Source organism: Arcicella aquatica, from assembly GCF_034928825.1.
Classification (GTDB): Bacteria; Bacteroidota; Bacteroidia; order Cytophagales; family Spirosomataceae; genus Arcicella; species Arcicella aquatica.
In genome coordinates this window covers 86697-109134 of sequence record NZ_JAYFUL010000003.1, presented here as the reverse complement: position 1 = coordinate 109134, position 22438 = coordinate 86697, and the positions used below count along the sequence as shown (strand labels likewise).

The 22438-nt window shown below is 32.5% G+C and carries 20 protein-coding genes, 1 other RNA gene and 1 CRISPR repeat array (1 of these 22 running past the window's edge); of the genes, 4 read left to right on the top strand and 17 right to left on the bottom strand.

Features of this window, described 5'->3' with window-relative positions; genetic code table 11:
• Positions 1-360: a CRISPR direct-repeat array (repeat unit 29 nt; unit sequence ATTTCAATTCCACTTGGTACGATTAAAAG) (it extends 22670 nt beyond the left edge of the window).
• Between the two features lie 204 nt (positions 361-564).
• The 7 genes from cas2 to VB264_RS03650 form a co-directional block, all read right to left on the bottom strand.
• Entirely contained in the window at positions 565-828 is a 264-nt protein-coding gene (gene cas2 / locus VB264_RS03680) for a CRISPR-associated endonuclease Cas2 (RefSeq protein ID WP_323246861.1), read from the bottom strand.
• A gap of 111 nt (positions 829-939) precedes the next feature.
• On the bottom strand, positions 940-1944 hold the full coding sequence (gene cas1b / locus VB264_RS03675; RefSeq protein WP_323246859.1) for a type I-B CRISPR-associated endonuclease Cas1b: 1005 nt from the start codon (positions 1942-1944) through the stop codon (positions 940-942).
• Positions 1945-1991: 47 nt separating this feature from the next.
• Entirely contained in the window at positions 1992-2522 is a 531-nt protein-coding gene (gene cas4 / locus VB264_RS03670) for a CRISPR-associated protein Cas4 (RefSeq protein ID WP_323246857.1), read from the bottom strand.
• A 6-nt stretch (positions 2523-2528) separates the two neighbouring features.
• Entirely contained in the window at positions 2529-5264 is a 2736-nt protein-coding gene (gene cas3 / locus VB264_RS03665) for a CRISPR-associated helicase Cas3' (protein ID WP_323246855.1), read from the bottom strand.
• Positions 5264-6049, bottom strand: coding sequence for a type I-B CRISPR-associated protein Cas5b (gene cas5b / locus VB264_RS03660; RefSeq protein ID WP_323246853.1), 786 nt, complete (start codon positions 6047-6049; stop codon positions 5264-5266). The genes cas3 and cas5b overlap by 1 nt, the downstream gene beginning before the upstream one ends.
• A 3-nt stretch (positions 6050-6052) precedes the next feature.
• Positions 6053-6988 (bottom strand): type I CRISPR-associated protein Cas7, encoded by a 936-nt coding sequence (locus VB264_RS03655; RefSeq protein WP_323246851.1) that lies wholly within the window; start codon positions 6986-6988, stop codon positions 6053-6055.
• A gap of 36 nt (positions 6989-7024) precedes the next feature.
• Positions 7025-8872, bottom strand: a complete 1848-nt coding sequence (locus VB264_RS03650) for a hypothetical protein (RefSeq protein ID WP_323246849.1) — start codon at positions 8870-8872, stop codon at positions 7025-7027.
• Between the two features lie 277 nt (positions 8873-9149).
• Here VB264_RS03650 and VB264_RS03645 point away from each other — a divergent pair, with 277 nt between their 5' ends.
• Positions 9150-9443, top strand: a complete 294-nt coding sequence (locus tag VB264_RS03645; protein ID WP_323246848.1) for a hypothetical protein — start codon at positions 9150-9152, stop codon at positions 9441-9443.
• A 110-nt stretch (positions 9444-9553) separates the two neighbouring features.
• On the opposite strand, the gene cas6 is transcribed toward VB264_RS03645, so the two are convergent.
• The 6 genes from cas6 to VB264_RS03615 form a co-directional block, all read right to left on the bottom strand.
• The gene (gene cas6 / locus VB264_RS03640) at positions 9554-10348 is read right to left on the bottom strand and encodes a CRISPR-associated endoribonuclease Cas6 (protein WP_323246846.1); all 795 of its coding nucleotides are present in this window, start codon (positions 10346-10348) and stop codon (positions 9554-9556) included.
• 278 nt (positions 10349-10626) lie between these two features.
• An RNA gene (gene rnpB / locus VB264_RS03635) (RNase P RNA component class A) lies at positions 10627-11028 on the bottom strand.
• A 24-nt stretch (positions 11029-11052) separates the two neighbouring features.
• Entirely contained in the window at positions 11053-12462 is a 1410-nt protein-coding gene (locus VB264_RS03630; RefSeq protein ID WP_309915964.1) for a DUF4403 family protein, read from the bottom strand.
• Positions 12463-12718: 256 nt separating this feature from the next.
• On the bottom strand, positions 12719-13711 hold the full coding sequence (locus VB264_RS03625; protein ID WP_323246842.1) for a Smr/MutS family protein: 993 nt from the start codon (positions 13709-13711) through the stop codon (positions 12719-12721).
• Positions 13712-13836: 125 nt separating this feature from the next.
• A complete protein-coding gene (locus VB264_RS03620; RefSeq protein ID WP_323246840.1) occupies positions 13837-14328 on the bottom strand; it encodes a YchJ family protein in 492 nt (163 codons plus the stop codon).
• A gap of 120 nt (positions 14329-14448) precedes the next feature.
• On the bottom strand, positions 14449-14820 hold the full coding sequence (locus tag VB264_RS03615; RefSeq protein WP_323246839.1) for a DUF2200 domain-containing protein: 372 nt from the start codon (positions 14818-14820) through the stop codon (positions 14449-14451).
• 316 nt (positions 14821-15136) lie between these two features.
• Here VB264_RS03615 and VB264_RS03610 point away from each other — a divergent pair, with 316 nt between their 5' ends.
• The 3 genes from VB264_RS03610 to VB264_RS03600 all read left to right on the top strand — a co-directional run bounded on the left by VB264_RS03610 (position 15137) and on the right by VB264_RS03600 (position 17145).
• Entirely contained in the window at positions 15137-16003 is an 867-nt protein-coding gene (locus VB264_RS03610) for a hypothetical protein (protein ID WP_323246837.1), read from the top strand.
• A gap of 232 nt (positions 16004-16235) precedes the next feature.
• A complete protein-coding gene (locus VB264_RS03605) occupies positions 16236-16748 on the top strand; it encodes an HNH endonuclease (protein WP_323246835.1) in 513 nt (170 codons plus the stop codon).
• A 145-nt stretch (positions 16749-16893) separates the two neighbouring features.
• Positions 16894-17145 carry a hypothetical protein gene (locus tag VB264_RS03600; RefSeq protein WP_323246833.1) on the top strand — a complete coding sequence of 84 codons (252 nt, stop codon included), beginning with the start codon at positions 16894-16896 and terminating at the stop codon, positions 17143-17145.
• A 22-nt stretch (positions 17146-17167) separates the two neighbouring features.
• On the opposite strand, the gene VB264_RS03595 is transcribed toward VB264_RS03600, so the two are convergent.
• The 4 genes from VB264_RS03595 to fabG all read right to left on the bottom strand — a co-directional run bounded on the left by VB264_RS03595 (position 17168) and on the right by fabG (position 22247).
• Positions 17168-17770: a trimeric intracellular cation channel family protein gene (locus VB264_RS03595; RefSeq protein WP_323246831.1), complete on the bottom strand. Its 603-nt coding sequence runs from the start codon at positions 17768-17770 to the stop codon at positions 17168-17170.
• A gap of 83 nt (positions 17771-17853) precedes the next feature.
• Positions 17854-19167, bottom strand: coding sequence for an alpha/beta hydrolase family protein (locus VB264_RS03590; protein WP_323246829.1), 1314 nt, complete (start codon positions 19165-19167; stop codon positions 17854-17856).
• Between the two features lie 82 nt (positions 19168-19249).
• Complete coding sequence (locus tag VB264_RS03585) at positions 19250-21331, bottom strand: vWA domain-containing protein (RefSeq protein ID WP_323246828.1); 2082 nt, start codon at positions 21329-21331, stop codon at positions 19250-19252.
• A gap of 169 nt (positions 21332-21500) precedes the next feature.
• Positions 21501-22247: a 3-oxoacyl-[acyl-carrier-protein] reductase gene (gene fabG, locus VB264_RS03580; RefSeq protein WP_323246826.1), complete on the bottom strand. Its 747-nt coding sequence runs from the start codon at positions 22245-22247 to the stop codon at positions 21501-21503.
• Positions 22248-22438 lie beyond the last annotated feature (191 nt).

The following is a 22438-nucleotide window of genomic DNA, read 5'->3' as shown; positions in this document are numbered from 1 at the left end:
CTACAATTTCAATTCCACTTGGTACGATTAAAAGTATGATGCTATTAAGGTTATACAAACGTATGATGCATTTCAATTCCACTTGGTACGATTAAAAGAGGGAAAAAAGAATCTATTAATCGCCCGCTCCTGAAATTTCAATTCCACTTGGTACGATTAAAAGTTCCTCAGCAACTTGCGGACGCTTACGTTTTACTTTGCATTTCAATTCCACTTGGTACGATTAAAAGAGACATTCGAATCAATTGCCCAGTTTCACCTTCACCATTTCAATTCCACTTGGTACGATTAAAAGCCACCCGTATTTATCCGCTAATTTCATTATGTTGATATTTCAATTCCACTTGGTACGATTAAAAGCCGTTGCAAAAACTGCTTATTTGGCTCAATTTAACACTTTTTTTATTCTAAAAAACACTTAAAAATCGTCAACCTAGAATAATATGATTTTAATGGGCTATCGACGACAGTTGATAATCAACAACTTAGCTTATTTTTAGATATTTTTTCGAGTAGAATATGCTTAAAAATATTAAAAAAATTCTTCTTCGACGACGACGTTATCTACAAAAAGTTGTCAATGTTGCTTAATTCCTTCCCTACTATCTGTTTATCTAGCCATTTTTGGTCTCTACTTTTAAACAGAATTAAACTATCAAATTCTTCATTCATTATTTTTTTTGCTCCTATCACTAGCTCTTTTAGCTTTACTTCGGTAATCTCTCCTTCAAAAACAGAATTTTGAATCCAATTTAAATATTTTCGGCAATGTTTCAACATTTTGCCTACTCGTCTTTCACCAATATCGTAAACTAATATTACATACATAATTTTATAATCTAATTGTTAATTAAAAATATTAATGACATATTAAAAGACTAGTGTCTAATAGATCTATGTAATATTTGTACATAAAACTATTAGACACTAGTCTCCTATTTACCAATTCATTTTAAAAGGTTTATACTCTTCTATCCCTAAAATATGTTTGCTCAATTTATAACATTCTAATTTCACAAGATGTTTATAGCTTACTGACCGCCCAAGGTTTCTGTGTTTAAAAGTCTCTTTTAATTTTTCGTCAAAGGCTGCCATAAATGTCTTTCTGGCAGATTCTTTCATCACACAACGATTCAATTCTTGTCTGAAATCGTTTGACTGTATTTGCTTTTTGTTTAGCAAGCTAAAAATAGTTCTATCCACTAATATGGGCTTAAATATTTCCGCTAAATCTAACGCTAATGAATATCTCCTATAGCCTGGTTCATGCAAAAAACTTATTGTAGGATTTAACTGAGTATGATAAATTTGTCCTAAACAAACGGTATAACACATCATATTTCCAAATGAGATTAAGGTATTTATTTCATTATTAGGTGGCTGTTTAGTTCGATTTCCCATCTGAAAATCGTTGATTATTACATCAAATGCTTCATAATAGGTTTGTCGTACATTTCCTTCTAATCCCATTAATTCATCTATTTGAGTAGTCTGAGGAATCTTTTCAATATATCCTTCAATTGCTTTTACTTGTCTTGCTACGTCCTTTTGTCGATTATTATAATAGTTTAGATTTTTCAACATATTCATAGCTCCACCTAACACAAACTTTTGGGCAAGTATGATTCGCTTTTTGTTGGCTAGGTAATATTTTGTTTGCTCTACCTGCATTTTACCAGCCAATAAATACTCTTTTGGCATAAATGAACCTGTGTAATGTTCATAATAATCAAAGAAATGAACAGCTACTTGATTCTTTCCCAGAAAATTATACATGGCAGAATTGGCATCTAAAGAGCCAAAACAATAAAGATTATCTACTGTTTCAATAGGGATAAATCGGGGCTGACCTTCATTACCGTGTTCGTCGATAGGTTGAAATTTTAACGTATTGTCTTGTCTAGACAACCTTCCAGGGTTAAATAAATAATAGGGCTTTTTCATGATTGTAGATTTACTAACGGTAAGCTATATATTTTAATAGTACATCTTTATTCTTCTCCACTCCAACAAAATTCAAAATAAGAGCAATTTTTACATTTACTTTTTGGTAATGGAGGCGGACACATTTCTTGGTTAATAATCTCATCTACCTTTTCTACCCAACGTTCTACATTTCGCATATCATCTTCCAACAATTCAACTTTTTCAGTTTGCCTTAACTTGGGGTATTCAATCAATCCATAATTAGCAGCTATTCCATTCTTTCGCAATAAATATAAATAAAACTGTACCTGTGCAACATGAGCCATCTCTTTAGCACTAGATTTCTTTATTTCATGGACCACGCCAGTTTTGGCATCATAAAAATCTATCTTAGCATTACAGGTTATGCCATTAATCTCTGTAGAAATAGCTACTTCTTGATTTCGTTCAGCTCTTTGCGGATAACTCTCCTCCCCGATTTGCTTTCCCTCTGCTACAATATCAGAAGTATGCTCCATTGTAATACTATTTGCATGGAGCCAAAGTTCTCTTTGGCAAATTTGAAGGATATTGATAAGGGTGGCATTTACTGTCATTATTATTTATAAGATAAAGTTTTCTGATGCATCAAATTTTGACTCTATCAAGCCTTTTTTATAATCATAGCACGACTGATGATGTTCTAAATAATAATAATCCTCAAATTGTTTTTCTGGATTACTAAAAGTTTGTAATTCTCTTTTTATTTTATCTGTTAAAAAGACAGAGAAAGTGAATTTGCTAATTATACCTGTAATTATTTTACGCCCAATTTCTTTCTTAATAAATTCTACTTCTTTATTTTTTATCATTTGAAAGTAAATATCCCAAACACTTACCCCATCAATTTTTCTATCTATTGGCAATACATTGTTTTGTTTTAGAAAAAACAGTTCATCTTCACTGAATATTCTGTCATGATTATCTTTTTCATCTAAAACTACTATTGGTAAACATAAAGGCACAAAAATGGAGAGATTCTGATTTTCAATTATTTGAAAACCCTTGTGTATATTTTCATAATCAAGTCTTTGAATATATGGATAGTAGGTATTGTTAAAATTTTGCATTTCCTTAAACCCATTTTTTTTGTCTATTTCTCCAAGAACTAAATCATACAACTTATCAAAATTTTTAGTTTTGAGTATTTCCTCATGCTCTTCAGTTGAAATATTATCTCTTGTAACAATATACCTTTGGTCATTTTTATAGATTATACCTGCATTATTAATCTGAAAAAGATATACCTTACAAGGTTCTTTTTTAACATTTCTATTTACGCGACCAGCTAATTGCTCATCACTATCTATTAAGGAAAGATTTTTAAAGCCCAAATCCATGTCAATATCAACCCCAGCCTCTACTACTTGTGTGGTTATTAATAATACTTTTTTAGTCCTATTATTTTCATTTTTCAGGAAGTTAATTATCTCTCTTCGGCGAGGCTCAAGGATAGTTCCTGAAAGTACAAATATGCAGTTCTCATCAAAAAAACGATATTTAATTGCTTCTTCAAATTCCGTTGCTGATTTCTTGAAAATAAATTCAATAATAGTAAAAACACCCCCACTTTCACTTCTTAATGAATATTCTTCTGATTTTTCTAAAACTATATCAGCCAAATCGCTGATTTCTAACTTAATATCACGATAATCAAAACAAAAGTTTACTCTATCTGCAAAATTAGCATTAATAAAACATTGATTAGCATTAGGAAGTAAATCTGTAAAAGTGGGTTTATTTACTAATGGTAGGTTCAGTTTATCTATTCTTGGTAAAGTTGCAGACATTAATACAAATTTCATATTGAATATTTCCGCAAAATTTTGAATAAAATAAAGCATCTTATCCCAATGCTGTGGTGGATACGATTGCAATTCATCAATAATCACTATGCTGTTAGCTAATCTATGGAATAAGTAATTAGTTTCTTTCTCATTTGTTTTTAAAATATCAAAAAAACGAATATGTGTTAATAAACAAATTGGATAATGAACAAACAAATTATTAAGATAATTAAGTTTTTCATCACCATATTTCCCATCTTCAGACTCTTCAGTAGCTACATTTTTTTTTGTCTGGAAACCCGCTTTTGAATGTATAAGACTTACTTCGTTTTCAGTAAGGTCTAATGTTTTTAAAATTGCTTTGTGCGTCTGTGTTATAAGTGTTGTAAATGGGAAGACGTAAAACACTTTATTAATTTCAGGACTACTATTCAACAACTCAGCAATAATCAACATTGAAAGATTTGTTTTTCCTCCGCCTGTTGGAGCTTCGAGATAAAACAATCTGTTTTTAGATTGCTTTCTGATATTTCGAAGTACTTCAATCGCCATATTTTGGCGAATAATATTCAGATTATCCCCTGACCTTTCAATTGGGTTAGTTATTTCAAAATTTGAACATGCTAATTGATGAGCCTTTGCATTATAGTTATGAGTAGTCTTAGCGGCAATTACAATTTTTTTTCTTAATGACTCATTAATAAGTCCCAAATTATCTAATTTTAGCTGGTTCATATATTCAGATGTCGCCAAATAATCTGATGAAGTCAACAATGAGAAATTTAATCTGGTTAAAGCATAAAGAGGAAAAACTTGATGCTTTTCAATTTCAATAGAATCTATAATTTCTGCAAAATTATCAAAATATCCTTTAGATAGATTTGTTTGTCGAATAGAATATAAATCGAGATATTTTTTTAGTTTCTCATACTCTTTGATAAATATACTTCTTTCTAATCTCTTTAAAGGCTCGACAATTTTGGGGTTATGATGAAGATTAATAGAATTCACAAGCAGAAAGGCCATAAATGAAAGAAAAACTTTCTGTTGATCAGACAAATTACACTTAGAGTTAATGGCTTCTAAATGATAGACTAAGTAAATAAATGCTCCCAGTTCTGAATGTCCATAAACAGGCTTTATAATAGTACTAACACTTCTAAATAGATTATTTTTCATTCTCTCTGTTTGGAAGTTTTCATTTACTTTTCCAAAATCATGAAAAATAATAGTATCTACAAAAAGCTGTTTAATATATTCTCTCAGAATTTCTTCATTTCCTAAACTTTCATTTACAACTATACTTTCTATTAATCTATCAATAATAAAATTCAACCCATTTTCATCAACATTTCTATCTAAACATTCAAACACCAACTCAAGATGTTCAGATAATGTCTCTACAGTAATGTTATCATTGGGTGGTGGTAGGTGAGCTAAATAACTCCCCGAGTTTTTAAGGATTTCCTTAACTCGGAGAGCATTTTGAATGAGAGATTTAAGTGTCTTCATCAGAACAATTGTATTACTTTATTGTTATATAAATTTTTAATAGTGTATAAATCTTCAAAAGTAGAATCTTGCTTCAAGGTCCAATCAGTAAATGCAAATTCACCTAGTTCATACTGATAAAGTTTTTCATCAAAACCAATTGGTAATCTTTCAAAATACATATAGGATGATTTATTTATGATTGTTCCAAGTGAAGGCGAATATTTGGGCTTTACCTTTTTGTCATGTAAGGGGTATTCTCTAACAAAAATAGAATTAATTTTAAACTCTGATTTTGCAGAAAATAATGAATAATCATATTCTAGAACAGATTCCATATCCCACCAAGCAGAAAATTCATTTTTACCTAAATATGGTAAATAAACAGATTCTCCATTCAACAAATTTTGTCTCAATTTAGCTTGACATTCATCAGTATCATCCAACATTACATAACAGCGATAAGCGGGATTGACCAAAGTCTGTTCAGTAATAATTAGTGTCCCATCAGCATTGGCATAACCAACTGTATTGGTGTATTTAATAATTGTTTTACTAAAATTTCCTTTTTCGTGAAACCCTTCTAGTGGTTCTATTCCAATGGGTAAGTCTTTAAATGCTCGATAATATTCAGGGAATTCTCCTTTTTTATTATAGCCTTTTAACCCAACAATTGCACCTAAAATCCCTAATAAAGCAGGCTTATGTAAGCAATTAAAAGTAAGAATGATACCATCATTTACATCTGGTTTCTTAAAGCAAGCAAAGTTAGCACGAAGGTCAAATGATAATATGTGCTTTGCCATTTTCTATTGGTTAATATCTGTAATAATTGCTCCTGCTGGTATTCCCACAATTGTTGTTGCTGTTTTATCATAAACCAATTCTATCTTTTCTATATGCTCGGCAATGTGGTTACGCCCTAAAATTTCAGCAATAGCACTCAAATCAATACTTTTATCAGCTTTTATTTTTATCAGCTCAACAAAAGAAGGTAACACTATCATTGAGCCTTCTTTCAATTGAACCCAAAGCATCATTTCATTCTCTGAACCAGACTTTGCGGCAGAATCATAAAAAGTAACACCACGAGATAGTCCAGCCTTTAATTTATCAATATCAGTTGATTGCAAAGCTGTTCCATCTGATATTTTTACATGGTCGGTAATATTATGTGGATTAACTGAAAAACCATGCACATAATGTCCTTCACTCAATTTTGATTGTGATCCAAGTGTCGTCATGGTTGAATCTGCATTTTTCTCTCCTGGATTACGAAAAGGAGACATTATCTGTTCAGAATAAATTTGCCCTAGTTTGTATTGGTCAATACCGTGTGTTATCTGAACTGGTCCGTGAATGGACAAATTTGTTTTTCCTGCATAAGTACCTCCAAATAATCTTACATCGAGACAAGTAAGTAAGTTTTTCAACACAACTTTCCTTAATTGACTTTCAGCATCTTTCCCTTTAATCTCTGTATATTTTCCAAAAATTGACTCATAAGTTTCATCCAGCGTACGAGGTTGCATTTCTGTAGATAATGTCTTAAAATAAAATATATTCTCATTACCGAAGGCTTTTCTTAGATAATTTCTCACTGAATATTTTAACGCTTTATCTGTAGCATAAACAGTTCCATCTGGTAAAGTCCGAGGTTGATGAGTAAAATCAGCATTATAATTTGAATTGATAGATTTGATGACTACGCATCCGAATACCCGATTGTTAAATGTAGTTGACATTGTTTTTTGATTTTAGATTTTAAAATATTAAAGTAATTATTCAACAGATGTAGGCTCTGGCTGATTATCATCTTTGCCTTTACCAAATAACTGGTTTTTTGAAAAATATCCCGATAACATTAAAGGCATTAAATCCTTTAAATTACCATCAGTAGTATATGCCATTATTTGTGCAAATGGATTACTGAATCTTGAAGAAAAACGTTCATGTTTGTAAGTATTAAATATTTTTGAAATATTTTGCTTTAAACGTTCTGAGTCTGTCAATTGTAAAAAAGGTTCTAAGCGAGAATATGATTTATCTTCAGATTTACTTTTTGCTAAAATATAATAAATAACCTGACCTGCTGTAAAAGCAAACTCTTCATCTGTCCGAATACTTGTTACGCCCTCGGCTAATTCGTCTATGCTTTGGCGGAGTTCAATAATTTGATTGGCCATAAATTGTGTATTTTGTTTAAATGGTTGAAAACTATGATACAAACTAAAAAGTATATTTAATTTTTGCCTGATATTTAAATCTTCAGAGTGATGATTATGTTCAAACTTGTCTAATCTAATATCATCTAAAATTCCAGTTAGCATAATGTATTTAAAAATTTTCTGAGTAAAACCTGCTCTATTAGATTTATAAATAAAATCGTACAGCACTTTTCGGTAGGTCATTACTAATAGAAAAGTATTTGCTGTTTTGCAATATTGGGCATCTATATCATCAAAATACTTAAAAAGCATAGAGTCTGTTTTAGTCCTAACAATTAATGCATTATTAAAAATGACCGGTAAAATTGTCCGTTCAAATTCAAAAACATTAGTAATTGAATAAGTATATTTTCCTCCAAAAAGGTCTTCAACTTGCCAACTCTCTCCATTCTCATTTTTGAATTCATACTCAAACTTGCTAACAAAATCGAAGTCTTTAATTTCTCCATTCTGATAAAATAATAGATAATAATTCCCCAATTCTTTCTTAAGTTTTCCCTGTAACTCTTCTATTATTTCACGATAACCTCTCCTATTCCCTCCTTCTAACGCATCTTTTTTGAAAAGAGCAATTGACTCTAGCCTTTCGTCTTCATATACGAAAATAGGCAGAGGATTTGGCAAAGACCTTCGCCCAGCAATAGCTTCAAATTCAAATAAAGCCTTTGCATCTTCCGCTGATATACGACCTGTTATATCGAAGGTCGCAGACTGGTGCATTAAGTATGGCTTCTTTGAATTAAATCCATTGAAAAAATTACTTGTTCCATAAGTGAGTCCATCTTGCCCTTCTGCATTATATTCTTCTGTATTAAATAATTTTCCGCCTAAATATTTATTATTGGGAATTTTGTATTTTTCAATTTCAATATCTAGATAAAAAACAATATACTCAGCATCTTTTAATGAATCAAATTCATTAATTTGGTCGAGAAATGAGTTAAGTTTATCTTCATTATTCAAGGAATTCTTAAAAATTATCGCTCTTTGTTTTTCAGCATCTTCCTCTAATAACTCAATAGCTCTATCAAAATAGGCATTTATTCTATCATAAAGTTTAACTTTCGCCTCATTAAACTTTGCACCACCTCTAATTGATTCTCGTTTAAAAGCCAGACAGTAAGGCGAACAAGAATGAATACCTTTAGAAGGTAAATCAAAACATTTATTAGTATTAACCATCCAAGACAGTTGAGCTAATGATGCAACATTCTTCAAAAAGCTCGAGGCGTCTTTATTCTTTTTTGAAAAAAATTCATATTTGCAAGTTTTGGAGATGGATAATACATTTTCTACTTCTTCAAAATTCAATAAAATATGTAGTCCTTCCTTTGGTGTCATTCCAATAGCCTTCAATTCAGAATCTATGGAGTTTGTGAATTGTACTAATTCTCGTAGCATTAGATTATTTGATTTTATTACACAAATATAGTTATAAATAGGAAAAATAAAATAAAAAATGTCAATAGTATTTAATCAGATAATATTTAATTATCTGATTAAATATAAATTATCCAACAATACTTGTTTAAAAAAAAAAAAAATTATTATCTTTGTTTAAACTTGAACAAGGATAAATTTCAGAGAATTTGAAATATAGTCTTTAAACAGACAAGCTTTAATATCTAATAATCGTATCAGAGATTTTCTTGTTCAAGTTTTTATTAAAATATAATTTATGGACAATCTTGATTTTGACCCTGAATTTGATTTTTCAAATTTAGATGCAATTAAACTCAACAAAAGAAAAATATCTTTTACAGAAATTGTGAGTGTTTTTAAAAATGAAAACTCATGCTGGTATAATTTAGATGGATTTCCTTTAAATGAATATTTCATAAAAATTATTGGTTTTAGTAGCAGTTTTCGCTTTCTATTATTAGCTTTGAACTATCAACAAGGAAAAATAATTTTTCATCAAGTTGAAATTGCTAATGAAGAAGACATCAGAAAAGATTACTGTGGTAAATAAAATCACTGGAAAAACTATTTCAGAGATGAGTTGGGATGAAATTCGCAAAATTGCGAAGCCAATACTAAAAGAGGCAGCAATTAAACAAATGAAATCACAAAGCTCCTAAATCACCCATCAACCACCTCACAATAACCAAACCCAGCAGCACTATGCTTGCCTAATCCCCCAAAAAGCCCAACTTTAATAATTTCGGAAGGAGCAGTCAGTTCAAATTGAAAGTTTCTAAAACCTCTGATTTCTGTCGCTGAATCTTTACCTTCTTTGATTGTCACCTTCCTTGACTTCATTTTTGAACTATCTAACAGCTTAAACGCTAGGTTTGTATCATTAAAAGCTGGATTTATAGCCTCTCCTCTTTCTTGCAACACGCTGATGTATTTATCAATAAGTCCATCTAAAAGGTATTTGCCAAAATGTTCGTGAGTAGGTTCTAAATATTGGTCTTTACCATTTACTTTTTCAGCAACTACCATCGCTGAGGATGCTACTAATTTGGTCTGGCTACTAAAGATTAGCTCGGGTAAAGTCTCTACACGTTCTACGATAAACGTTGTATCATAGTCTCGGTTAAAAAGTCGGATTCTTTGGTCTTGAAATAAACCAATAATAAAACTCTCTGCGGTTTTATCTATCAGAAATGAAACCGTCCATTGCACAGTTGGTGAAGCTATCTCAAAACCATCTGAAAACATTTTCCCCATCTTAAAACGGAAATCTGAAAAAGTAAAATGCTTGAAGCTTTTACCGCTTGGCGTATGATAACCTGTATTATGCAAGAAAGAAGCGTAATCGCTATCGGCGTTAGCAATAACGCCATACAACCAAGCGGATAATGGATAAGCATAATTCCACATCAACTTGGGATACTTCGTTTGGGGAGCAAGATGTAGTGTAAAACGCATGAATATATGTTAATTTTAAAACAATGATTAAACTTACATATTTTCTCAATATTGTTTCAAAAAATAATTCAATTTTTATTATACGGTAGTTTAGGAGGATTGTAAGACTGGAGGACTTGAGGACTAAAGGATTTTAAATAGCATCATACCTAAAGTCATCAAGTCTTAAAATCCTAAAGTCCTAAAGTCTTAAAGTCTTGAAGTCCTAAAGTCTTAAAATCCTAAAGTCCTAAAGTCAAAAAAAATCCCCACAGTGTTTAAAACACGATAGGGATTTTTTTAGGAAACATTCTATAAGCCGGATTCTGTCGATTGAATTTTTCTTTGCAGAAATATCCAAAAGTCTTATCATTTATCTCGAATAGCAGTCGCCTACTACCTCTATCAACCTACCCACTGACACGAACGAGCCGTCCTTTACTTTGTTGTTGCCAACGCCGCTTGCCAGCCTATTTGGTCTTTCAACTCATGAGGTTTACCGATGCCTCGTTTGTCACCAACCGAGCGGTAGTCTCTTACGCTACCTTTTCACCCTTACCCTTGCGGGCGGTTATTTTCTGTGGCACTTGCTGTTACGGTTTCGTCTCCAAAAACGTACCTTCCCGTTAGGAAGCATGATGCTCTGTGTTGTCCAGACTTTCCTCCCCTGCTTTCACAAAGGCGATAAGACGAATGCTTTCTGCTACAAAGTTAGCTGTTAGTTTTTACAAACCATCTACTTTTATATCTAACTTTCCACTGGCATTTATTACAGCGATAATTGAATTAGGCGTTAGATATACTTTATCAGGCGTTAGTTCGCTAATGCTTCCATTCAAAGTAACTCCTTTTGCGACTTTATTATTGGTTAAGTTAGCTTGCATTTGCTTTTTCATTTCATCAATTTGCCCACCAATTTTAAAGGTTAAAGCGTCTTTCATGTTTTTAGCAAACTTCCCTTGGAAAAACCAGTTGGCAGTACTAATCAATAAATTCTTAGTTTTTAAGTCGTAGTCAAAGTTTTCTAAATAAACAGATTTTGTAGCAGGGTTATAGGCTGGCACACCCTTGTAATAAATATTCCCATTGATGCTGCCCTTCAAGCCTGCTTTGATAACCATCTTTTCTTGATCACCATAAATATCAACTTCTGTTACCCCTACATTATACTTTCCGTCTTTAAATGAAAAATTTTGCCCAATCAAAGTATCAGCTGTCAATTTAGCGGCTTCGCTCAATGGTATCTCAGCGATGATGCCTACTTTAAAATTATCAGCAATATCATTAACCAGTTTCAAGTCAGGTACAGTATTGACAGGTTGAAAACTTGGTTTTGCCCCTGTAATCGTTTCTGTATAAGCCTGAATACCAATCATCGCTTTTACCTTGTTATTAACTGTCGTAAGCGGACTCATCTGTAAGGCTATCGGCGTTACTTTTAACCATGTACGATATTTTTCAGAAAGCAAATAAGGTTGCATAGCTGTATTCCAAGCCTGAACGATATATTTTTTAATATCTACATTTTTCTTTACTGCATCATCAACCGATTTCAACAAAGTAGCTTGTTGCGAATTTAAAGCTCTTTCTACTAGCGATGTCACAGGGATTTCGTATCCCCCTAAGCGTAGAGTAGGTTTTTTAATCCATTCATAACCCAATGGGAAACTCTGTACAGAGGCCGTCCAGTTGGGAGCAATTGAAAACTTTGTGCCAAATTTCAGGTTAAAATCAAAGGATAATTCCTGTGGAGGAATCGAAATACCCATTACTTTATAACCAGCTTTTACCCAGACTTTCAGAGGCACACTAAACAAAAAGGCTTCGTCTTTGGTCGTTACGGTAATGTTGTCTCTTTTGTTAACTTTACACATGAAGTTATCAAAATTGTTGTCCTCCATGCTAGCATCTTCATAAATCAAGTCTTTGATATTAGCATTTATTTGTCTTTCAACATCCCCCATGGTAATTTCAAAAGGAATGCCAATAGTGGAAAGACTTTTCTCTACTTGTTTTCCATTATACATGTACGATTCTTTTGGAGCTTCTGGATTAGCAGTAGTATTAGTATTCTTTGAACTTGAACAGCCTTGAAATAAGCTTGCAGCTATTAAGGCAATAAGTATTTTTTTCATTTTTGGTTAAAACAATTGTTGAAATGATGATTTTTATAAGCAATTTTTTATTAAAAATTAATTGGGTTAAACACTAAAAATATAAATTTCTCAATCTTTATCCCTAGTTGGAAACTTAGTAAGTACAGATTACACACAAGCAAGTATTATAACAATATTATACTTATCCCTAGTGAGGGACTTAAGTCCCTCGCTAGGGATGTTGTAAGAATTTCGACTTACCTCCCACTCAAAGCTCACAGCTCATAGCCGACAACTACTTGATCTTCACATTAGTTGCCCCATAGCCGAATTTCTCTTTCTGAGCATCTTCAAAGTATTTTACATTTTTATGCCCCGAAAGTTTTTTATGTATCGCATCTCTCAATACACCATTGCCAACACCATGAATAAACGTAATTTCATCCATTCCATTGGCAATGGCCGCTTCAAACTGTTTGTCGAAAGTTGCTAATTGTAACGCTAACATTTCTCGGTTTGACATCGCCCAAGCATCAGCAGATAACTTTTCGATATGTAAATCAACTTCAAGAGCTGGTTTGTTAGGCAAAACTACTACAGGTTCTGGTGTTTGCTTTTCAAACATTTGTTCAATCAGTTTTTCTGTGTTGATTTTTGTAGGAACAGGATTAACAGAATCCTCGGCATCCAACTGAAACAAATGTGCATCCTGATTTAAAATTGGTGCTTTTTGCTTGCTCTTGAAAAAAGTATTTACCCTGAATTTTAGTCGTCTTATCAATGGCTCTGGCAATTTCATAAATGCCAAACGATAGAAAAATGCTTGGAATACAAACGTTCCCCATTCTTCAAAGTCTTTCACCAATACATTTTGAACTTTGATAGATGATTTTGGTTTCAATGTTCCAGATGCCAACCCTTTATGGTGTGGGTCTGAACCAACCGAAAGCATAAATGGCAATTCCCAATCAGTATTGTTGATAAGGTGTTGCGAAAGTTCACGGTCATTCACAGGCACAAAGGCCATGTAAACACCTTTATTTGCCAAAATCTCAGGCGTTGTTGGTTGGCGACGCTCAATACTAGCCTGTGGTTCAAAAGAACGAGAAGGGGCTACAGGCTTAAATGTTTTTTGTTCTAATTCATCTATAATTACGGCATCCGAACGCTTTACGGGTATCGTAAAACCATCTTCAATTTCTATTTCAATAATATTATTTGACAATATCTTGGTAACGATTCCTTCTTCTTTTCCACGTAATAGTCTTACTTTATCTCCTATATTCATTTTCTTAATTGTTAATTTGTCCGCAATTTAGGACTTTGCAAGCGGTTATCGGTTATTTGTAATCTGTTATGTATAAAATTTAACCTTAAAAAGCTCACCGCTCACATCTCAAAGCTTACAGCTATCTAAACGCCACAACATTTTTTATATTTCTTTCCACTTCCACAAATACAAGGGTCATTTCTGTTAATTAGGACTTCGGAAGCAATATTTTTAGGATTGATAATTCCTTTTACATAAACCCATTTACCATTTTCTTTCACAAAAGTAGATTGCTCATGATGAATTGACGTTTGTCCATTAGCATTTTTGAAATAGGCTTTAAAAGTTACTTCACCATTTACATCATTTGCTTGTCCGTTTTTAGTATGAAGTATTGTTAATTTTTGCCATTGATTTTCGCTTGCCCATTCCGCCAAATCTTGCTTGGGAAACTTAGCGCGTTCAGAAGAATGCGTACTGGCGAATAGATAATCAGGCGCAACAGAGGCATAGGCGGAATACCTAGAACGCATTAATGCCTCCGCCGTAGGTGCTTCTTTTTTTCCTAAAATAATTGGTTCACAACATTCACTAAAAGCTAGGTTTGAACCACAATAACATTGAACAGACATCATAAAGTTTGAAATTGTGAATTGCGAGTTAAGTAGTAAATAGTGATTGACAATTAGAACTATAAACTTCTAATTATCAATTATTTACTAAAAACCATCATTTAAATTATGTTCATTACTTATTTATATATTGGCAACACGCAAAATCTTCTCCATCTTTTTTCCTTTTGCCAATTCATCCACTAATTTGTCTAAATATCTTACTTCTTTAGTTAAAGTATTTTCTATTTCTTCTATCCGATAGCCACAAATTACTCCAGTTATGAGTGAAGCATTCAGATTTAGGGTAGCTTTATGAAAAAAAGTTTCAAAAGTCACTTTTTCATCAATTAGTTGTTGTATTTTCTCATCATCAAAGCCAGTTAACCACGATATTACTTGGTGTAATTCCGCTTTTGTCCTGCCTTTACTCTCAACTTTTGCAACATAATGTGGATATACCGATGCAAAAGTCAATTTTGCTATTCGCTCATTGTGTTCTGCTGTTATTTTCATAAGGTATGTTTTAATGGAAAGTCTGTTGCTATTAAATATTTCAATGCTATGTAAAAGAATTAAATCGACTTTATTTTATCCCTCAAAAATAACTATTAAAACTTAGTTGAGTTTGGTTTTAAGCTTGAAAAAGGTAAATCTGTTAACTAATTAAATTTAAAATAAACTTGTTATTAGGTATTAAGAATAAATCATTACTTTAGAAAAAAATCTAAATACCAACACTAGAAAATTACTATAATTAACACTTTCGTATTAATTATAGAGTTGGCAGATATAATATCAAAATAGAATCAAATTTAATATCAAAAAAGAATTGGAAAAAGAAATTAAAATAGGGAAGAAAATTTTTATACGAAGTGCAGGGAAAAACGAATATTGGTTACAAGATATAATTTACGAGAATCCAAAAGTGCTTGGACTTGGAAATTTAGTTCCTGTAAATAAAGAAAAGAAACAATCAAGTGGAGGAAGACTTGACATTTTATTGAAAGACCCTGAACAAAACTCAATGTATGAAGTTGAAATAATGCTTGGAGAAACTGACCCATCACATATAATTCGCTCAATTGAGTATTGGGATAATGAAAAAAGGAAATATCCACAAAGACAACATTTTTGTGTTTTAGTTGCTGAAAGTTTTGACCGCAGATATTTCAACATAATTCAATTAATGAGTTTGAATATACCAATGATTGCTGTTCAAGCAGATTTATTAGAAGTAGACGGCGAGAAAATATTAAATTTCACGAAAATAATTGATATCTATATTGAACCCGAAGAAACTGAAGAGGATATAAAAGTTGTCAACGAAGCAACTTGGACCAATGATGCTCCTTGGGTAAATACAAATGCTCATGAATTAACTGAAATTTTTAAGGAAGAAAACACTAAAATAAGTATTGGATTTACACAAAATTACATAACCTTAAGTATTGACAGGAAAAATGCTTATTGGTTACATAAAAGAATGAAACCAACCTCAACTTTGTGTTTTACAGTTAAAGATGAAGAGAAAACAGAAACTATAAAAAAACTTTTAGAAAGTAAAGGGTTTAGCTATACATTTAATCGTTATAAAGAATTTATGCTCAATATTGACGCAAAAATTATAAAATCAAATACAAGTTTATTAAAAGAAATTCATCATATTAGATTTAAAAAAGTAATAGACGAAGAATAATGTTTACTAACAGTAGTTTGACAAAATGTTCATATTATTCATTAAAAGCAAGAGGTTGATAGAGAAAAATGCTTTCTGAACATTAAAGCATTTTGTTTCCATACTAGTTAACATGCAAACTTGGTGCTTTGGTTTTTTATTAAACTTTTGTAATAAATTGAAACTACATGCTCCGAAACCCGATGGAAATAAAGTCTGAAAATGTTACAAAGCATTTTAACAAATAGATTACATGAAAAAAGAAGGATTACCATACATTGAGAAACCAGAAATCTTGTCTGCAGAACTTAGAAGGTTGTATAAATACAGGATTTCTAAGAAAATAAAAAAGCAACGAAAATACATAAACTCTGATACTAAATATGAGATTTTAAGAAAATCTGGCTTTCAATGCCATATTTGTGGAGAAAAAGTTGATGAAAATAATTTTCAAGCTGACCACATTTCACCGCATTCATTAAGTGGTAATTGTAGTTCAGAAAATTTTATTGCAGCTTGTAATTTTTGCAATAATTATAGGTGGAATTATCTGCCTGAAGAAATTAAATGGATATTAAAAATTGGAGTATGGGTTAAAACACAAATAGAATTTGAAACTGAGATAGGTAAAAACATTTCAAATGAATTTATTGAACACGAAAAAATCAGAGAAAGCAGAAGAAAAATAATGAGAGATAGTTTACAATTAAATCCTGAGGATTATCCAATTAGAGAAAAAATTGATTATTCAAAATTTAAAAAATAGCTCACTTCTAGCTGTTCCTATCTTCATCAACAAAAATCTCTTAGTAAATATAGTAGAGCTTAATAAGCTAAATTTGTTCAACGAATTATTTGTGAAAACACAAATAATGAAAATGAGTAAAATTTCTATAAACCAAAATAATCACATGAAAGAGAATAAAAACCTAACAGAATTAACACTAGAAGAACTACAGGCAAAACAAAAAAAGGCAAAAGGTGCTGTTACAGGACTCGGCATTGTAATGGCAATTGCTTTAGTTACCCTTATTTATCTAGCTACAAAAAGTGAAAATTATGCATTACTTGCTGTTGCTGGTGGTAGTGGTCTCACCCTTTTACCAAGTATTATCGTCCTAAAGCAAATAGAAACTGAAATAAAAGCAAGAAAAGCTAGCTAACCTGTATAAATCCAATAACTCATTAACCAACCCTCGGCAAAGAGATATTCTTTTTTACCGCTAATAATCGGATGCCGACGATGATAAGAATGGTTGATAAATCTATCAACTCATTCGGCAAAGCTAGTTGTTTGAGCAAGAAATAGCACAAACCGCCTACAATACAAGCTGTAGCATAAATTTCTTTTTTGAAAAGAGTCGGTATTTCATTTAATAACGTATCACGAATTACCCCTCCAAAACAAGCTGTAATTGTTCCTAGTATGATACAAGCTGAAATGTCTAAATCAATGGCTAATCCTTCTTGAATGCCTCTTAGCGTGAAGAAACCCAAACCAAGCGAATCAAAAAAAGTGAGTGTTTTATCTAGTTTGTCGATATGATTTTTTAAGAGGATTGTCAGGATAAAAGTACAGGTTATTAATAAAATCACGGAAGAATCTAAAAGCCATCTTACAGGCAAATGACCAATTAAAATATCACGAATAGTTCCTCCACCAATGGATGTAACAAAAGCGATAACCAATAAACCAAAAATATCTAATTGTTTACGTATGCCTGCTAAAGTACCAGAAATGGCAAAAGCAATTGTTCCGCCAATATTAATAATTGTGAAAAATTCCATCTGAATAACTATTTGTAAAAATGACTTGATGATTACGTTTAAAGCAATCATCAAGTCATTTTCAATATTTCCACAAAAATAATCTATTTTACTGGCACTTCATGCAATAACTCTAGACCTACCGAAGAACGTGGAGGAAAACCTGTCCAATTCTTTTCATTTGAATTAGGCTGAACAGAAAGGTATTTCCCAAAATCTTGATGCTTTAGTTGGATTCCTAAAAAGGCTGTTACAAAATGTTGATTGATATTATTAATATGTCGTTCGTTCCAAGCGGGTTCTGAATAATGCGCATAATCTCTGGCACGTTCGGGTTTATAAGATTCGGCTGGTGGCGGATTAGGTGCTACGTTATGACGAGCATTCATATAAGTAAGCAAGTACCGTTCGCTATTAATTGTTCCTTTATAAATGGCTTTGATGCCGTCTTCATAACCTGATATATCATCCTGACTACCTGCTACAAAAAAAGTAGGTACTTTTAATCCTTTTAATCCCTCGGCATCCCACACACCTCTTTGCATTCCCCAAGGAGCAAAAGCTACTACTGCTTTGATACGGCTATCTTGCGAAGCTATAAATTCAGCATTTCCTGACGTTCTCACTTCAATAGCTTTACTGCCACCTGTCATGGTGGTAAATAATGTACCTGCTTGCTGACTATAACCAGCACCTGCTGCATTCAGAACACCATAACCGCCCATTGAATAACCAATTAATGCGGTATTATTAGCATCTGCTAATCCCTCCAGAAAGCTTTTACTTTTGGGTTTAGCCAAGTCAGCTATTTGATTCAATGTAAATAAAATATCTTTAGCACGATTCAACAAGGTGCTTTGAAATGGAGAAGCATCACGATAAGTGGACTCGGTATGGTCAATGGCTACTACAACATACCCTTTTGATGCTAGATTCTCTGTCAAATAGGTCATTAACAGTCGTGAACCTAAATAACCATGCGAAACTACAATCAGCGGAAAAGCACCTACACCCGTTTTAGGTTTGGCATCTCGGGCTGCTCTACCTAAAAACTGAAAGGGAATTAAAGGGCGTTTAGGGTCGTTTGAAACACCAAATACTTGGTCATAAGCTACGATTTCTTTTTCATTATCAGACAAATTAGCAGGATACCAAACTTCTACTTTCAAAGGACGGTCATAAACAGCATCTACCCCATCTTTAGATTTGAGTACATTTATCTGTCCTTTATGAACAAATTCCAATGTACGGACACCCACTTTATATTCTCCCCTTAGTGACAATTCGGGAGCATCGGGCAAGGCATCCCCAAAAATATACTGTTCATTATTTTGGGCTTGTAAATTGGTTTTAAAAGTAAATAAAACCAATAACATTAATATTGCTATTTTTAGCAATGGATAAGGGTTGTTTTTCATAGTTGCTTTGAGATGATTTGTTTTTTAAATATGGCATAAAAAAAATAAATTCAGCCTGCTATAGACTGAATTTATGATAAATTTAATATCCTCCCAAGTATTTCCTCATCACCCATTCTGCTGTGAGGATGGCAAGAATTAAAAAGAAAATCCAGCGAAGATTTATCATTTCTTTTAAATCTTCGGTAGCTTCTATTTTGTCTGGCACTTGGTGACTTAATATCGTCTGTTTCAGTTTTTCAAATTCATTTTTATTGAAAAACTTCCCTCCTGTTTTATTAGCTAATTGCCTTAGTACATCAAAATCAGCGGTAAGGTTAATATTTTCAATTTGTAAATCTTGAATGACAAATTCACCTGTGGCTTGTTCTACTTTACCAAGTATGGTGGAAGTTGCATTGAAACGATACACACCAGCGGGTAATCCACTAATTTCAAATTTTGTATTGTCGGCTGTAGTCGAATATGTATAGTTTCTAGTAAAGCCTTTTTCGTCTTTTATCGTAAGCTTAATTGGCTGATTGTATAGTTTCTCGTAAATACCGTTATAAATTTCAGTCTCAAACACTACTTTTTCTCCTAAAGACAAAGGTGTTTTTAATGGATAAACTCTTAATTTTCTTTTATCATCTTTGGCCGACAGGTATTGTAAAACCTTGGTAATAAAATCATCTACAACTAAATGTTTTTCTGTCAATTGAAATTCTTCTAACCGCCACGTCCAAAGTCCTTCCCCTGCAAAAATAGCAGATTTTTTTGTCCCCATATTCATAGCCAAAAGTGGTTTCTGTGTTTGAACAGTACCTACTTTTTGATACAATAACACTTCCGTATTAGGGAGCAACGTAAAATCGCCAAAAGGAACCGAAAGCTGTGGAAACTTTGCAATAATATCCATTTGTTCGGCATCAAAATTCAATACCTTGAAATTTTTATTATAAATACCCGTCACTTTATCACTTTCTCCTAAATCAGCATTTATTTGCATCACCTGATTCAGTTGATTTAAATAATTCACTCCTGATTGGTTTCCTAACACAAAAAAAGCTGGGATACCTTTGTCAATGAGGGGCTTAAATATACTTGAATAGGTATTATAGCCATCTGGCAATTGATGTAAAATCAGTAAGTCGTAAGGTTTGTTAATCTCTGGATTAGCATTTTCTGTCAGAATCTTTACATCTAATTCATAATTTTCATTTTTCTCAATGATGCTTTTTAATGCTTTTACATCAGGATGTGGTGCTAATGCCAAGAGTAATATTTTCTCTTTCCCGTTGATTACTTCTATATAAACTTCCTGACGATTATTTCTATTTGAAAACTCTCCTGATAGTAAATCTACCTCAACCGTTAAGTGCTGTACGCCTACTTGAGTGGCGGTAGTATTGAAGGTCAGTGTTTTCAAATCGTCTTTTTGATTAAAAACTAGGCTCTGCTTTTCTAATATCTTCCCTCCTTGTTTTAAATAGACATTGGCAGCTTTTCCTTCAAACCCAAAAGCGGTAATATCTGTTTGTACAGGAAACTTGTTACCTAAATAAGCTATCTTGTTGGCATAAACCGTTTTAACGGCAACGTCCTTTTTAGGAATGGTATCTCCTATGCCAATGCTATGAACAGGGAATTTGAAAGATTCGGAAGCGGGAGAAATACCTTCGTTAACGATTCCATCAGAAACTAGGACGACATCTGTTAAATTTTGGTCCTCAAAAGTATTTTTAATCCCCGAAAGTAAATTTGAAAGGTTTGATGTTTTATGATTGAATTGAAGCTTTTCAAGGTTCTGGGTATTCTCTTCATTAAAGCTTACGAAGGCTACTTCATAGTCTTTTTCCAGAAGGCTTTCTTTTATTTCATTCAGGTTCTTTTTCAGTTCTTCTAATACTTTTTGCCCTGATACATTCATTGATTGTGAATTATCTAGCGCAAAAACTACTGTTTTCTTTTGAATGTTCTGGCTTACTTGCCTGATTAAAAAACTCAACAAAAGCATACTTAAAATACTAACAGCCACAAACCTAAAAGCGGCCATTATGTAATTTTGGGCTTTTGTCCAATTTGTATTTTTTTGATACAACACAAAGGCGTATACACCAGCAAGTAAAAAACAGAGTGGAATAAACCAAGGAGAAGATTGAAAGAGAAAATCGAATTTCATCATGGGCTTTGTTTGTTGTCTCTTATCAAAAAAGGAGTAGAAGGATTAGTTGTGAGTGATGAGTTAGTGAATTGTGAGTTAGTGTTATAAAGGAAAATATACTCAAACATTAACTCACAATTCACTAACTCACAACTATTTAAAATCACTAATTCACTCAATCACTAAATAACTAGGTAAGCATTCCACCATCTACTTGCAATACTTGACCAGTGATGTAACGAGACATATCTGATGCAAGGAATACACAAGCATCTGCTACTTCCTCAGGCTGTCCGCCACGTTTCAATGGAATTGATTTTTTCCATTCTTCAGTAGCAGCAGCATTCAATTCTCCAGTCATTTCAGTTTCGATAAAACCCGGAGCAATTGCATTTGAACGGATATTTCTAGAGCCTAATTCTAAAGCAACCGACTTAGTAAAGCCAATAATACCTGCTTTAGAGGCTGCATAATTTGCTTGACCAGCATTTCCACGAATACCTACTACAGAGGTAAGGTTGATGATAGAACCAGCTTTGGCTTTCATCATTGGCTTGGTTGCTGCTTTTGTCAAATTAAAAACAGATTTCAAGTTTACTTGGATAACAGAATCCCATTGCTCTTCAGTCATTCTCATTAATAAGCCGTCTTTGGTAATTCCTGCATTGTTAATCAATACATCTATTTTACCAAAATCAGCAACAACTGAATTCATCAATTCTTCTGCTTGTTTATAGTCAGAAGCATCTGAACGATAGCCAATTGCTTTTATGCCTAAAGCAGACAATTCTGCTTCTAAAGCCTGTCCTTTTTCTACAGATGAAAGATAAGTAAAAGCAACATTTGCTCCTTCTTGAGCCATTTTAAAGGCAATTGCACGGCCGATGCCTCTTGAAGCACCCGTTACTAACACCACCTTGTCTTGTAATAAAGCCATTTATTTTGAATTAATTGTTATTTCCAAAGTTCAAAAATAACATAACGCCCCAAGACCACAAAATTATATGCAGTATCTTTAGTATTAGCGCTGATAATGTATGTTATTATTGCGTTTAAATATCCATCATTTTTTGATTAAATATAATCATCAAAAGGATGATAAATAAAAAGCGGTAACTCTTTTTTAGA